At 73.2% G+C, this 15,103-nt stretch carries 11 protein-coding genes; 4 read left to right on the top strand and 7 right to left on the bottom strand.

The annotated features are described in order from the left end of the window. Positions 1-41: 41 nt before the first annotated feature. From ACZ7GX_RS05060 to ACZ7GX_RS05040, 5 genes are all read right to left on the bottom strand, one after another. On the bottom strand, positions 42-3,131 hold the full coding sequence (locus ACZ7GX_RS05060) for an efflux RND transporter permease subunit (protein WP_498772998.1): 3,090 nt from the start codon (positions 3,129-3,131) through the stop codon (positions 42-44). Positions 3,132-3,470: 339 nt separating this feature from the next. Continuing rightward, positions 3,471-3,896 carry a hypothetical protein gene (locus ACZ7GX_RS05055; RefSeq protein ID WP_498772996.1) on the bottom strand — a complete coding sequence of 142 codons (426 nt, stop codon included), beginning with the start codon at positions 3,894-3,896 and terminating at the stop codon, positions 3,471-3,473. Next, positions 3,889-4,272 (bottom strand): hypothetical protein, encoded by a 384-nt coding sequence (locus ACZ7GX_RS05050; RefSeq protein ID WP_498772994.1) that lies wholly within the window; start codon positions 4,270-4,272, stop codon positions 3,889-3,891. The genes ACZ7GX_RS05055 and ACZ7GX_RS05050 overlap by 8 nt, the downstream gene beginning before the upstream one ends. Before the next feature lie 46 nt (positions 4,273-4,318). Continuing rightward, positions 4,319-4,765, bottom strand: coding sequence for a GNAT family N-acetyltransferase (locus tag ACZ7GX_RS05045; RefSeq protein ID WP_498773456.1), 447 nt, complete (start codon positions 4,763-4,765; stop codon positions 4,319-4,321). 80 nt (positions 4,766-4,845) lie between these two features. After that, the gene (locus ACZ7GX_RS05040) at positions 4,846-5,415 is read right to left on the bottom strand and encodes a TetR/AcrR family transcriptional regulator (RefSeq protein ID WP_498772992.1); all 570 of its coding nucleotides are present in this window, start codon (positions 5,413-5,415) and stop codon (positions 4,846-4,848) included. 121 nt (positions 5,416-5,536) lie between these two features. Here ACZ7GX_RS05040 and ACZ7GX_RS05035 point away from each other — a divergent pair, with 121 nt between their 5' ends. After that, complete coding sequence (locus tag ACZ7GX_RS05035) at positions 5,537-6,313, top strand: SDR family NAD(P)-dependent oxidoreductase (protein WP_498772990.1); 777 nt, start codon at positions 5,537-5,539, stop codon at positions 6,311-6,313. A 3-nt stretch (positions 6,314-6,316) separates the two neighbouring features. On the opposite strand, the gene ACZ7GX_RS05030 is transcribed toward ACZ7GX_RS05035, so the two are convergent. Next, the gene (locus ACZ7GX_RS05030; RefSeq protein ID WP_498772988.1) at positions 6,317-8,818 is read right to left on the bottom strand and encodes a hypothetical protein; all 2,502 of its coding nucleotides are present in this window, start codon (positions 8,816-8,818) and stop codon (positions 6,317-6,319) included. 184 nt (positions 8,819-9,002) lie between these two features. On the opposite strand from ACZ7GX_RS05030, the gene ACZ7GX_RS05025 reads away from it, so the two are divergent. Then, positions 9,003-10,418: an aminopeptidase P family protein gene (locus ACZ7GX_RS05025; protein WP_498772987.1), complete on the top strand. Its 1,416-nt coding sequence runs from the start codon at positions 9,003-9,005 to the stop codon at positions 10,416-10,418. An 81-nt stretch (positions 10,419-10,499) separates the two neighbouring features. Beyond that, on the top strand, positions 10,500-12,776 hold the full coding sequence (locus ACZ7GX_RS05020) for a tetratricopeptide repeat protein (protein WP_498772985.1): 2,277 nt from the start codon (positions 10,500-10,502) through the stop codon (positions 12,774-12,776). Here ACZ7GX_RS05020 and ACZ7GX_RS05015 read toward each other — a convergent pair whose 3' ends face one another. After that, entirely contained in the window at positions 12,777-14,042 is a 1,266-nt protein-coding gene (locus tag ACZ7GX_RS05015) for a hemolysin family protein (protein WP_498773454.1), read from the bottom strand. A gap of 114 nt (positions 14,043-14,156) precedes the next feature. On the opposite strand from ACZ7GX_RS05015, the gene ACZ7GX_RS05010 reads away from it, so the two are divergent. Further along, positions 14,157-15,053, top strand: coding sequence for an effector-associated domain 2-containing protein (locus ACZ7GX_RS05010; protein WP_498772983.1), 897 nt, complete (start codon positions 14,157-14,159; stop codon positions 15,051-15,053). The last annotated feature ends 50 nt before the right edge of the window (positions 15,054-15,103 follow it).

The following is a 15,103-nucleotide window of genomic DNA, read 5'->3' as shown; positions in this document are numbered from 1 at the left end:
GCCGCCCACCCACGGGCGGCGGGGCGTCCGACCCCCCGGGCTCAGACGCCGACCGGCTCCCGGGCCTCGACGGTCCGCTCGGCCTTGCGCGCCCGGCGGCGTTCCTTGCGGCCCTCCACCATCGAGTACAGCGTGGGCACCAGCACCAAGGTCAGCAGCGTCGAGCTGATCAGGCCGCCGATCACCACGATCGCCAGCGGCTTGCCGATGAACGCGCCCTCGCCGGTGATGCCCAGCGCCATCGGCAGCAGCGCGAAGATCGTGGCCGCGGCGGTCATCAGAATCGGTCGCAGCCGCCGCCTGCCGCCCTCGACCACGGCCTCCCGCACCGGCATGCCGTCCCGCCGGTACTGGTTGACCAGGTCGATCAGCACGATCGCGTTGGTCACCACGATCCCGACGAGCATCAGCATGCCGATCAACGCGGGCAGGCCGAGCGGGGTCCCGGTGAGCAGCAGCAGGCCGATCGCGCCGGTCGCGGCGAACGGGATGGACACCAGCAGGATCAGCGGCTGCACCAGGCTGCGGAACGTCGCCACCATGATCAGGAACACGATCGCGATGGCCGCGAGCATGGCCAGGCCCAGGTCGGCGAACGTCTCGGCCTGGTCGGCGCTGACGCCGCCGATGCTGTGCGCGGCGCCCGCGGGCAGGTCCAGCGCGTCCAGCCGCGACGTCAGGTCGGCCGTCACCGCGCCCAGGTCGGACCCGGTGGCCTTCGCCGACACGGTGGCGCTGCGCGCGCCGTCGGTGCGCCGCACCTGAACCGGACCGTCCACCACGGCCACGTCGGCGACCTGGCCGAGCGTGACGCCACCCGGCAGCGGCAACGCGCGCAGCGCGGCCACGTCGGTCGGCGTCGTGCCCGTGCGCAGCAGGACCTGCTGCGACCGGCCGTCGATCGGCAGCTGCGCCACCGGCACGCCGCGCAGCGCCTGCGCGGCGAACTGGCCGATGGTCTGGCCGGTGAGCCCGCGCGCCGCCGCGGCGGCCTGGTTCACCGTCACCTGCACGCGCGGCGCGCTCACCGACAGGTCGTCGGAGACCTCGCCGACGCCGGGCGTGCCGGACACGACCTGCCGCACGCGGTCGGCGGCGTCGCGCAGCGTGGCCGCGTCGGGCGCGGTGACCAGCACGTCGATGGTGTCCGAGCCGAAGCCGGACGCCGCCGCGCCGAACGCCACCTCGCCCGCGCCGGGCGTGTTCGCCAACCGCTCGGTCAGCCGGTCCTGCAACGCCTCCAGGTCCGTGCCCTCGCGGACGGTGGCGCGCACGCTGGTGTCGCCGTCACCGCCGAAGCCGAACGCGGCCAGGCTGTTGTCCGTGCCGACGGTGACCTGGTAGGTCTCCACCTCCTCGGTCTCCGCCAGCACGCCTTCGAGCTTGCGCGCCGCGTCGTCCCGGGCGGTGAGGCTGCTGCCCGGCGGCAGCTTCTGGGTGCCCTGCAACGCGGTGCCGCCCGCGTTGTCGATGAAGTTGGTCTCCAGCGAGCCGGCCAGGCCGAGCGTGCCGCCGAAGATGAGCGCGGCGATCAGCAACGTCACCCAACGGCGCGTGGTCGCGAACTTGAGCACGGGCACGTATGCGCGCTGCAACGGGCTGCGCTTCTCCTTCTCCAGCGCCGCTTCGCGCGCCTTCGCCGCCTCGTCCGGGTCGGTCGGCACGGCCGGGCGCTTGAGGAACCAGTACGCCAGCACCGGCACGATCGTCAGCGACACCAACAGCGAGGCCAGCAGCGCCACCGTGACCGTGATGGAGAACGGCCCGAACAGCTCGCCCGCGATGCCGCCGACGAACGCGATCGGCAGGAACACCGCGACCGTGGTCAACGTGGACGCGGTCACCGCGCCCGCCACCTCGCGCACGCCGTCCAGCACGGCGCGTTGCTTCTCCTCGCCGTACCCGAGGTGCCGCTTGATGTTCTCCAGCACCACGATCGAGTCGTCCACCACCCGGCCGACCGCGATGGTGAGCGCGCCGAGGGTGAGCAGGTTCAACGACAGGTCGCCGGTGTAGAGCGCGATCAGCGCGACCACCACCGACAGCGGGATCGACACCGCCGTCACCAGCGTGGACCGCACCGACAGCAGGAACAGCAGGATCACGACCACCGCGAACAGCAGGCCGAGCAGGCCCTCCGTGGTCAGGCCGCTGATCGCCTTCTCCACCTGCGGGCCCTGGTCGAACGCGACGGTGAGGGTGGAGCCCGCCGCCTCGCCCCACTCGCCGAGCTTGTCGCGGACCTGCCGGGAGATCTCGACCGCGTTGCCGTCGGCGGCCATGGTGACGCTGACGCCCAGCGTCGCCTCGCCGTTGGTGCGGGTGAGCACGGTCGCCGCCGCCGGCGCGGACTCGACCTTGGCCACGTCGCCGAGCTTCACCGGGCCCGCGGGCGAGGCGAGCAGCAGGTTGCGCAGGTCGTCGACGGTGCCGACCGGGCTGCCGACCTGCACGGTCAGCGTCTTGTCCGCGTCCGGCACGGTGCCCGCGGGCATGACCGCGCCGGCCGTGGTCAGGGCGGCGGTCAGCGCCTGCGGGTCCACCCGGGCCGCGCCGAGGCGGGCGTAGTCGACGGTGACGCTGACCTGGCGGTCGCGCTCACCGCTGACGCTGGCCTCCCGCACACCGGGGATGGCCTCCAGGCCGGGCACGACCTCGGCGCGCAGCCGGGCCGCGGCGGCGATGTCGTCGTCGCCGGAGGTCGCGGCGAGCGCGATCACCGGGATGTCGTCGGTGCTGCCCTGCGCGACGGTCGGCTCCACGCCCTGCGGCAGGCGCGGCTGGAGCCGGTTCACCGCCTGCTGCATCTGGGCCACGGCGGCGTCGATGTCGGTGCCGTAGGTGAACATCACCTGGACCGTCGCGGAGCTCTCGGCGGAGCGGGTGAACACCTGCTCGACACCGTCGACACCGCGCACGGCCGACTGGATCGGCTCGGCCACCTGGCTGTCCACCAGGTCCGGCGACGCGCCCGGGAAGGGCGCGATGACCACCGCGGCGGGCAACTCGATGGACGGGAAGAGCTGCTGCTTGATCGAGGGCAGCGTGAACGCACCGAAACCGATCACGAGCAGGCTGAGCAGCCCGACGAGACTTCGGTTGGCCAGGCTCAGTCGAGCCAGCACGGACATCGTGGGAATCTCCTTGGTGAGCGGACCGGCCGGCAGGCGACTGCACGGGGTACCGCGGGCGGATGTGCGAACGCTGGCACACGCCACCTGAGAACGGGCTCAGACATGGGTTGACCGCACGCCCGTCGAACGGGCTCTGACCTGCGCGAACGGCATCCGCCACCGGATCGCGCGGACGTGGTGATCTTTGTCACGGAGGCCGGGGACGCGTGCCCCCGGCCTCCTGCACCCACGACGGCGTGCCCTGCCGGACGCCCTTGGTCTCGGCCGCCGCCACGGACCGGCCGCCGGTTGTAGGCCCGGCGACTGCATGCTTTACGAGATGGGCGGCCGGTTCGTTCAACGCGCCTGTTCGGAATACCGCAGTCCGGTGTGGCGCAACCAGAGCAGACCGAGCACGGGCAGCACGAGCGGGACGAACCCGTAGCCGCCGCCGAAGTCCGACCACACCGTGGCGTCCGGGAACGCGTCGGCGAACACCAGGCTCGCCGCGCCGACCACGAGCACCCCGGCCAGCTCGACGCCGCACGCGAGGTAGGCGACCCGCCGCGACACGACACCGGCCAGCGCGGCGGTGGCCACGACGTACACGACCGCCGCGAACGCCGACAGCACGTACGCCAGCGGCGCCTGCTCGAACCGGGTGGCGAGCTGCACCGCGGAGCGGGAGGTGGCGGCGACCGCGAAGATCCCGTACACCGCGATGAGCATCCGACCGGGCCCGGACCGGGTGGTCTCCTTCAGCTCGTCGCGCCGCTCACCCATGGGTCGCCCAGAGCTGGTTGAGCCGCAGGATCATCACCGGCACGCTCAGGCACGCCACCGCCAACACCCCGGCGCCCCACCGCGACCGGTCGCCCAGGGCCCAGAACGCGCCGACCGGCAGCACGGCGACCGCCGCGACCAGGTAGCCGAAGAACGTGGGCGCGTCCAGGCCGGCCCGGTCGGAGCCCAGCACGGCGACCGTCGCGGCCACCGCCTGCACGAGCAGCCCGGCTTCGAGCAGCACGACGACCGCGGCGAGGCCGAGGGTGGGCTTGGTGGCGAGCGTGATGGGCCGGTCGGCGACGACCAGCACCAGCGACCACGCGGCCGCGACGAGCGCCACGACCGTCAACGCGGTCGCGAGGACTTGGATCATCAGCACTTCCCGGTCGAGCGGACTTACCGCGGCAACCTACCCGGCGTCACGACAGCGGCAGCTTGAAGCCCTCGTGGGACTGGACGAAGCCGAGGCGGCGGTAGAAGCGGTGCGCGTCCACGCGGGTCTTGTCCGACGTGAACTGGACGATGACGCAACCGCGGGCCCTGGCCTCGTCGATCGCCCAGCGCATCAACTCCTCCCCCAGCCCTTGCCCGCGCATCGAGGACGCCACCCGCACGGCCTCGACCTGCGCCCGTGCCGCGCCCCGCCGCGACAGGCCGCGCAACACCGTGAGCTGCAACGTGCCCACGACCTCACCGCCGCGTTCCGCGACCGCCAGCACCTCGTGCCCGGCCGCGTCGATCGCCTCGAACGCCCGCAGGTAGGGCGCCAGGTCCTCCGGCGACTCGCGCCGCGCGCCCAACTCGTCGTCGGCGAGCATGGCCACGATGGCGGGGACGTCCTCGGCGGTGGCGCGACGGATGATCACTGGCACGGTCCTCCCCGGTCATCGGCGACTCCACCTCATCACAGAAGGGGATCAGCGGCCCGCGCACCCGGCGGCCCGGGCTAAGGCGGCCCGGCGCCGTGCAGGAGGGTGTCGACCACCCGCTGCGCCAGCGCGTCGGGTTCGAGGCCGCTGTCCGGCCCGTGCACCGCCTCGCCGATCAACGCGTAGAACACCCGGCGCGTCCAGTCGAGGTCGGCGGAGGCGTCGAGCAGCCCCTCGTCCCGCGCCCGGCGCAGCAGCACCAGGCAGCGGTCGTCCACCCGGCGCTTGCCCTCGGCGGCGGGCGAGTCGGCGGCGGCGAAGACGACGCCCATCGCGAACGGCCACCCGATCTTGACCCGCAGCACGTTCGCGGTGATCTCGTGCAGCGCGACCAGCGGCGGCGAGGTCTCCGGCCGGCCCGCGTCCATCACCTCGTCCAGCTGCCGCACGACGTCGGCCGTCATCGCCTCCACCAGCGCCTGCCGGTTGGCGAACCGCCGGTGCACCGTGGTGCGCGCGACGCCCGCGGCCTCGGCGATCTGCTCCATGGACGCGCCGGGGTTCACCGACAGCAGCCGCTCGGCGGCTTCCAGGATCGTCCGCACGCTGCGTTCGGCGTCGGCGCGCAAGGGCCGCGTCGCTCCCAAGTCTGTCTCCTTCCGTGCACCACCGATGGTACAGCTACTGCGTTAACTGGAACGTCAGTGTTGCATTTACGGCGATAGGTGTGCCTAAGATGTCTCACATAACCGAGCCGATGGAGATGACATGACCCACCGCCCCACCGCCCTCGTCACCGGCGCGTCCGCCGGGCTGGGCGTCGAGTTCGCCGACCGGCTCGCCGCCCGCGGCCACGACCTCGTCCTCGTCGCCCGCTCCGCCGACCGCCTGGACGCCGTCGCCGACCGGCTCCGCCACGAGCACGGCGCGAAGGTCCACGTGGTCCCGCAGGACCTGTCCGCGCCGGACGCGGTCGACTCGGTCGTCGCACGGCTGCCCGGCCCCGTCCACACGCTGGTCAACAACGCGGGCTTCGGCACCGCCGGCCGGTTCGAGGAGATCCCCGACGGCCACGACCAGGAGCAGTTGATGGTCAACGTGGTCGCGCTGGTCGGCCTGACCCGGGCGCTCGTGCCCGGGATGCTCGAAGCGGGCTCCGGCGCCGTGGTCAACGTCGGTTCGACGGCCGGGTTCCAGCCCTCGCCGTACTTCGCCACCTACAGCGCGGGCAAGGGGTTCGTGCTGAACTTCAGCCTCGCGCTGCGCCGGGAGTACCGGGACCGGGGCATCAAGGTGCTCGCCCTGTGCCCCGGCCCGACCGAGACCAGCTTCTTCGACCGCGTCACCCCGCGCGCCGCGATCGGCGGCCGGATGATGAGCGCCGAGGCCGTCGTGCGGGCGGCCTTGGACGCCCTGGACCGCGGCCGCGCCTACGTCACGCCGGGCCTGGGCAACGCGCTCAACGCCCACCTCGTCCCGCGTCGCCCGCGCACGATGGTGGCCGCGATCGCCGAACGCGTCACGCGGTCCGTGCTCCAGGGCTGAGGCTCAGGACCCGCCCGACAGGGACAGGTCGCCGATCACGACGGTGGTGCGCGGCGGCGCGACGGCCGCCGCCACCCTGGCCACCACCTCGTCGAACACCGGGTCGTCGTAGTAGTCGCTGTGCCCGCGCAACGGCGAGGCGACCATGTCCGGGTCGGGGTCGAGGAACTCCGGGTCGCGCAGCCGCACGTCGTTGCCGCAGCGCACGCCCCACAGCTTCGGGCCGGCGAACACCTGCTCCTCGGCCGTCTCCGGCCACACCTGCACCGGCCCGCCCAACGGGTCGGTGAGCCGGTGCACGTTCCACCAGCGGTCGCCGAGCTCGTCGTGCAGGCGGACGAGCTCGGCGTGGCCCAGGTAGTGCGGGAACAGCCGCGAGTACGCCCACTGCAACTGCGAGCCGTACGTCACCAGGCCGACCCGGCGCAGCGCGGCGACCGCGTCCGCCTGCCTGATGTACCGCTCGCCGTCGGCCGGGTCGGGCCGCTCGCTCTCCCGGCGCAGCAACGACAACGCGGCGAAGCACACCACGCTGCCCTGGCTGTGCCCCGACAGCACGACCGCGCCCACGTCGTGGTGCCCGGCCAACCGGACCGCCCGGGAGGTCAGCTCGATGGTGGCGCGACCGCCGTAGGGCGGCGGGCAGATCGGGTGCGCCAACCTCGGCCAGAACGCCACCAGGTCCCACACGATCCCGACCGCCGTGCGCATCCGCGGGCTCTGCCACGTCCGCACGCCCAACAACAACAAGACCAGCACGAGCCCGGACACCACCAGGCTGCCCAACGCGCCCAGCTCCTGCGCCGGGAGGGTCGACAGCCAGTCGGCCAGGCCCGGCGGCGGGGCGGCCCGCCAGTCCGGGTGCGCGAGCCGGGCCAGCGCGAGCCCGCCACCCGCCGCCACCAGCACGCCGCCCAGCAACGCGACCGCGCCGAGCAGCCAGTGGTAGCGGTACTTCGCCGAGGCCAGGCGCTGGTTGAACGCCACCTTGCCGATGCCCGGTCGGTCCGGGCGCCCCGGGTAGTCGGTCACGATGCCCTCGCGGACCGCCGCACCGCTCGCGTGGCGCATCCAGGACACCGCGCCGACCGCGTACAGCAGACCGGCGGCCACCGCGGCGACCCAGAACGCCCAGCCGGGCATCGGCGTCCACCGCAGCACCACCGCCACCGCCGCGGTCACCGAACCCGCCGCGAACACCAGCGCGCTCGACACCTGCCGCACCATCGCCGCCACGATCGGTGCCACCAGCAGCGGGAACGCGATCGCCAGCACGCCCCAGAGCCCCGCGCCGACCAGGTAGCTCGTGCTCAGCACCAGCCCTTGACGCCCCGCCTCCGGCACCGGGTCGCCGACCCAGTCCACCACCCGGTAGGCCAGCCCGCCGCTGAACCCGACCGCCAGCGTGGTGGCGACCGCGGCGATCACCACGGCCGCGTACCCGTGCCACATCGGCCGGAACCGCTTGTCCGCCACCATCAGCTCGACACCGCGCGCGGAGTGCCGCAGGCGCACGCACGCCCCGAGCAGCACGACCAGCAGCAGCATCGCCGACGCGGCCAGGATGTTCGTGACCGCCTCGAAGCCGGCCAGCGGCGTCACCGACCCGGACGCGCCCGTCGGCGCCCGCCACAGGAACGCCGTCGCCAACCCCGCCGCGAGCAGCAGGTACGCCGCCGACGCCCACTTGAGCGCCCGCGAGTTCACCTGCCGCCGGTCCGGCGACATCACCACGCACCCGAGGGCCCACGCCAGCACCGCCACGCCCAACCCGACCACCGTCCACGACAGCGCGTCCGACGGCCGGTCCGGCTGCGGGGTCCGCAACGCGCCCGCGTACAGCACCCCCACCACCACGCACGCCGCCGCCACGTGCGCGTCACGCAGCACCGGCGTGCGCGGCGACGTGTGCCAGAACGCGTAGTCGCCCAGGCTGCCCGTGCGGGTCTCCCACACGTGGTGCGTGCCCTTCGGCTCGTACAGGAACGTCTGCCGGCCGAACCACCACAGCACGGTGATCACCAGCCCGGGCGGGACCATGCCGACCAGCAGCATCGCCCCGAACGGCCAGCCGTCGAAGAACGCCAGGTGCGCCGACCGGCACGCCGCCGTGCCCGCGCACTGCCGCACCAGCAGCTCCAGCGACACGTACGCGGTCGCCGCGACGAGCATGCCCGTCAGCACCAGGCCGAGCAGCCGCAGCACCGCCTCGGCGAACCGGCCCGCGCCGAGCAGCGTGTACCTGGCCAGGTTGAGGATCGCGAACGGGATCAGCACCAGCCACAGCGCCCGGCTCGCGCCGCCCGAGGTGAACCGGCCCCAGTGGAACGCCTCCACCGTCCGCGTCCGCCCGCTGGACAGCGCCCGCGCGGGCTTGGCCGCCCGCAGGAACCGCGCGACGTCGTCACCGGCCACCGGGGTCGGGAACGGGTCGCCGAGCATCGCTTCCGGCGGGGTGCCGGACACGCCGTGCACCCGCAGTTCGACGACGTCCTCGGGACGCATGAGATCACCTGCCGTAGGTAGCCCTGGGCTGTTGCCTACCGGATCGCCCACGCGGGGTAGGCCGTTTCAGCGCGGGAGACACCCGGTTGGGCGATCCACGGGCTGGTGAGAGCATCCTGGGTGACGTCCGGTCGCCGATCGCGATCGGGCGTGCTCACGGCCCCGACCCGAAAGGCTGCCCACGGTGACCAAACCCGCCCGCCGCGACCCGAGCAAGCTCGTCGACGCCTCCGGGTTCCGCGAGTTCGTCCAGCACGGCTGGGGCCCGGCCGACCGCGCCGCCCGGGTCGCGCCCGGCGCCGCCGAGGCCGCCGCCGCGCACCGCGACCGGCTCAGCGCCGCGCTGCCCGGCGCGCGCATCGCGGTGGCCGCCGGCTGGTCGCCGGTGCGGTCCAACGACACCGACTACGGCTTCCGGCCCGACAGCGATTTCTCCTGGTTGACGGGCTGCGCCGCGGAAGGCGCGGTGCTGGTGATGCACCCGGTCGCCGGCGGTCACGACGCGGAGCTGTTCCTGCGCCCGCCGGCCGGCCCGGACGAGCCGGACTTCTTCGCCAACGCGCGCGACGGCGAGCTGTGGATCGGCCCGGTGCCCGGCCTGGCCGAGTGGGGCGAGGCACTCGGCGTGCGCTGCCGCCCGCTGCACGAGCTGCCGTCGGCGCTGCGCGGCAGGCTGCCCGCCGTGCACGCGACGGCAGGCGTCGACCCGCTGCTGGACGCGCTGGCGGGCGCCGATTACACCGCCGGGCTGCGCACCGTGCTGGCCGAGCTGCGCCGGATCAAGGACGACTGGGAGGTCGGCCAGCTCCAGGCCGCCGTGGACGCCACGATCCTCGGTTTCGCCGACGTCGCCGCCGAGCTGGGAGCGGCCGTCAAGGGCGGTGGCGAGCGGTGGTTGCAGGGCACGTTCGACCGGCGCGCCCGCACCGCGGGCAACGGCCCGGGTTACGCCTCGATCGTGGCCGCCGGGCCGCACGCGCCGGTGCTGCACTGGGTGCGCAACGACGGTCCCGTGCCCGAGGACGCCGTGCTGCTGCTGGACGCGGGCGTCGAGCTGGACACCCTCTACACCGCCGACATCACCCGGACGTTGCCGGTGTCGGGCTCCTACAGCCCGGCGCAGCGGCAGGTGCACGAGCTGATCGAACGCGCGTCGGTGGCGGCGCTGGCGGTCGTGCGGCCGGGCGCGGCGTACCGGGACTTCCACCAGGAGGCCATGCGGGTGCTCGCCGAGGGCCTGCACGACTGGGGCCTGCTGCCCGTGTCGGTCGAGGAGTCGCTCGACCCGGACGGCCAGCACCACCGCCGCTACATCACGTGCGGCGTCGGCCACTTCCTGGGGCTGGACGTGCACGACTGCGCCAACTCCAGCTCCACCGCCTACCACGAGGGCACGCTGGAGGTCGGCATGGCGCTGGCCGTCGAGCCCGGCCTGTACTTCCACCCGAACGACGAGACCGTGCCGCCGGAGCTGCGCGGCATCGGCGTGCGGCTGGAGGAGAACGTCGTGGTGACCGAGGCGGGCAACCGGGTGCTGTCCTCCGCACTGCCCCACGACGTGGCAGGTCTGGAGGCGTGGGTGGCGGCGGCGGGCCGCTGACCGCGGTCCCGACCACGTTGATCTGCGCACGGATGAGCTGGACGCTGGTCTTGCGCACAGGACGTGACCTCGGGAGCCGCCATGACCGCACAGCCGTCCTCCTGGCGATCGGGTGCCGCCCACAACGACATCGGGGGCGACGTCCACGGCAACGTGGTGCAGGTCGGCCACGTCGAGGAGGTCACCGCCTCGCAGGTCGTCCTGCTGCCGTCGCCGCCTGCCGACCGGTGGCCGCGGCGAGTGGGAGTCGTGCCGCTCGTGGCGGACTGCTTCCAGGACCGGGCCGCTCTGCGGCAGTTCGACCGGCCTGAACCCGCGCCGACGACGTCGGTGCTGGTCGGCATGGGCGGTGTCGGCAAGACGCAGCTGGCGGCTGCCGTCGCGGAACGGCTGTGGAGCGACGGCGCGGTCGACCTGCTGCTGTGGGTGACGGCCGGTTCCCGGGACTCGGTGGTCGCGGGGTACGCCGCGGCCGCGGCCGAGGTGATCGGCTCGAACCACGGCGACCCCGAGCGTGCCGCCGAGCGGCTGCTGGCCTGGCTGGCCACGACCGGGCGCACGTGGCTGGTCGTGCTCGACGACCTGGCGAACCCGGCCGACCTGCGCGGCCTGTGGCCACCGAGCAGGCAAGGCGGGCGAGCGGTGGTCACGACCCGCCGCCGTGACGCCTCGCTGTCGCGGCGGGACCGGGTCCTGGTCGAAGTCGGGGTGTTCACGCCCGCGGAAGCCGCCTCGTACTTCGCCGACAAGCTCGCCGGGCACGGCCGGCTGGCGGAAGGCGCCGCGGAGCTGGCAGAGGACCTGGGACGCCTTCCCGTCGCACTCGCCCAGGCCGCCGCGTACCTGGTCAACCGCGGCCTGACCGCACGGCGGTACCGGCAGCGCTTCGCCGCCCGCGGCAAGACCCTGGCCCAGGTGCTGCCCGACGCCGATGAACTGCCGGATGATCACCGCGCCACCGTGGCGGTGACCTGGGCGTTGTCGGTCGAGTCGCTGAGCCGCTCGCCCGGGTCGAACCTCGCGGTGCCGTTGTCGGAGCTGGCCGCCGTGCTGGACGCGAACGGCGCCCCGATCCAGGTCTTCACCGGTCGCACCGTCTCGACGTGGCTGGGTGGCGGGTCGGGGCACCCCGCCGACCTCGACGACGTCCTCGACGCCTTGCACCTGCTGCAGCGGTTCAGCCTGGCCTCGGTGCGGCCGGACGAGCCGGACCGCGCGGTCAAGGTCCACGCCCTGGTGCAACGGGCGACGAGGGAGGGCGCCACCCCGGCACGGTTCCGGGAGGTCGCCCGGACGGCCGCCGACGCGCTGCTGGAGATCTGGCCCGAGACCGAGCGCGTATCGGACCTCATCGCCGCGTTGCGGTCGAACGTCGTGGCGTTGAACGCCGTCGCGGGTGACCACCTGTGGGAGCACGAGGCACACCACGTGCTGTTCAGGGCTGGGATCAGCCTCGCCGAGGCCGGCATGTCCGCCGAGGCGGCCGAGCACTTCGGCTCGGTGGCCGCGACCGCGCGACGCCTCCTCGGCGACGACCACCCCGACACGATGACCGCCCTCGCGCACCTCGGGAACCTACGCGGAGTCGCCGGGGACCCCGGTGCGGCGATCGAGCAGGCGAACGCGCTGCTGGTGGACCGGACCCGCGTGCTCGGCGCCGATCACCAGGACACGTTGAGCACCCGTGACGACCTCGCCTACTGGCTGGCGGAGCTGCGCCGCAACGAGGAGGCGATCGACGAGTGGGAGCGGCTGGTGCCCGACCAGCTGCGGGTGCTGGGCCCCGATCACCCGATCACCCTGACCACCCGCGGACGGCTCGCCAAGGCGCGGACGATGGTCGGCGCGCACGCCGAGGCGGTGGCGGAGCTCGAACAGGTCCTCGCCGACCGGGTGCGGGTGTCCGGCCCGGACCACCCCGACACCCTGATGACCCGGAACTCCCTCGCCGCGTGCGTCGCGGAGGCGGGTGACCCGGCCGCCGCGACCCGGCAACTGGAGGACCTGCTCGTCGACCACATCCGGGTGATGGGCGAGAACCACCCGAACACCCTCGCGATCCGCAACAACATCGCGTACTGGCTGGGCGTCGCCGGTGATCCCGCCGGTGCGGTCGCGCGGTTGGAGCGGGTGGTCGCCGACAAGGCCCGGGTCTGGGGCTGGAACCACCCGCGGACGGTCTACAGCCGCAACAACCTCGCCGAGTGGACCGGCAGGGCCGGTGACCCCGCCGGGGCGGTGGAGCAGCTCGAACGGCTGGTCGAAGATCAGCTCGGGGTGTTGTCCCCGGGGCACCCGTACACGGTGAAGACCCGAAGACTCCTGGCGGAGTGGCGGACAAGGACCACGCGTCGGTAGTCAGCGCTTCCGCAGGCGCACGGACGTGATGGCGTGGTGCTCGACCTTCAGCACCTCGATGGACCAGCCGGGGATCGTGATCCGGTCGCCGGGGGCCTCGGGGATGCGGCCGAGCACCACCAGCACCAGGCCCGCGACGGTGGCGTAGTCGCCCTCGGGCGGGTCGGCCAGCTCGACGCCCAGGTCGATCAGGTCGTGGATCGGGAACGTGCCGGGCAGGACGAGCGAGCCGTCCGCGCCGCTGCGGACGGCCATCACGTCGCGGTCGGTCTCGTCCAGGATCTCGCCGACGATCTCCTCCAGCAGGTCCTCGAGCGTGATGATGCCGTCGACCGCGCCGTGCTCGTCCACGACCAGGCCGAGCTGCTCGCGCTCGGCCTTGAACCGGCGCAGCGCGTCGGACACCCGCACCGAGTCGGGGAACACCATCGGTGAGCGGGCCACGTCGACCAGCTTGGCGTCGTCGTCCAGAAGGTCCCGCAGGTGCACGACGCCCACGACGTCGTCCAGGTGCCCGCCGCGCGCGACGGGCGCCCGCGAGTGGCCCGAGGCGGCCAGCTCGGCGCGGGCGGACGGCACGTCCGTTTCCGCCGCCAACGTGACCACCGACCGGCGCGGCACCAGGACCTCGCGCAGCCGGCGCTCGCTGATCTCCAGGGCGCCGGTGATGATCATGCGCTGCTCGGCGTTGAGGCCCCGTTGGGCGGAGACCAGCTCGCGCAGCTCCTCGGACGACAGCTGCTCGGACTCGGGTTCCGGTTTGCCGCCGAACAGCCGGACCACCAGGTTCGTCGACGCGCTCAACGCCCACACCGCGGGCCGTGAGGCGGCCGACAGCACGTGCAGCGGCCGTGCCACCAGCAACGCCCAGCGCAGCGCGTACTGCATCGCCAGCCGCTTGGGCGCGAGCTCGCCGAACACCAGGGTCAGGAACGTCAGCACCACCGTGACCAGCGCGATCGCCACCGCGTTCGCCGCGTTGCCGAGGAACGACAGGGCCGGCACCAGCGGCTCGGCCAACGACACCGCCGCCGTCGCCGAGGCCAGGAACCCGGCCAGCGTGATGCCGATCTGGATGGTGGCCAGGAACCGGTTGGGGTCGCGCGCGAGCCGCACGAGCGTCTTCGCGGACGCCCGCTCGTCACGCTCCAACGCCCGCAACTGACCCTCGCGCAGGCTGATCAACGCCATCTCACTGCCCGCGAACAGCGCGTTCAGCAACACCAACACGGCGACCAGCGCGACCGTCCACCCGTACCCGTCCACACCCGAGTCCATACCCGAACCGGGCCGTCCCGCAACCGGAGGGTTGGTCATTTCGAGTGGCGGCGCTGCCGCCCCACCCCTCCTCTGGACTACAACAAGCAGTGGGGAGGTCACATGGTGTCTGCCGCGGTGCACCACTCGTTCGTCGTCGTGGACGTGGAGTCCTACGGCGATCCGACGCGGACGTCACCCCACCGGACCGCCGTGCGCGACGGCATGTACCAGGTGCTGATGAGCGCGTTCGCCGACTGCGACCTGCCCTGGAACGACAAGGCGGTGGACGACGCGGGCGACAGCCTGATGGTGCTGGTGCCCGCCGACGTGCCCAAGTCCGTGCTGGTCGAACGGCTGCCGGAGCGCGTCGTCGCGGCCCTGCGCCGGCACAACCACACCCACGCGCACGAAGCGCGGTTGCGGATGAGGATGGCCGTGCACGCCGGTGAGGTGCACTTCGACGAGCACGGCAAGACGAGCGAAGAGATGATCTTCACCTACCGGATCCTCGACGCGCCGGCCGCCAAGCAGTCCCTCAAAGCCTCGACCGCAACCCTGGTGCTCGTCGTCTCCGACCTGTTCTACCGCTCCGTGGTCCGCAACGACGCGGCCACCAGGCCCGACGACTACTCGGCGGCGCAGGCCAAGGTGAAGGAGGTGGACGCCCGCGTCTGGGTCCGCCTGGTCGACGGTCACCCGATCGAGACCTCACGCCCCGCCGCCCGCACGCGGAGCCTGACCCTGGCCGAACTGGGCCCGGTCATCGAGGTCATGCTGCGCACCCCCGGCTTCGACACCCGCGAGGGACGCGACCTCGTGCTGCGCGAACTGCCCTTCGCCGGCTCCATCACCCGGCACAACGCCGACCGCCCGGACACGGTCAGCATCGTCCGCACGTGCGCGCACTACCCCGGCGGCCTCGACGCGCTGCTGGCCGCCATCCGCTTCTACGCCGCCGGTTCCACCGAAATGGCCGAACTGGACACCCTGTTGGCCGAACGGGTCAGTGGCGTTTAGTTGCCCCCTGCGGAGCCGAATACCGCCATACGCACCTCTTCCGCTCTGTT

The sequence above is a fragment of the Actinosynnema sp. NPDC037264 genome (assembly GCF_055603705.1).
Note: the sequence above shows the minus strand (reverse complement) of the source record. Positions and strands in the feature narration are given on the sequence as shown.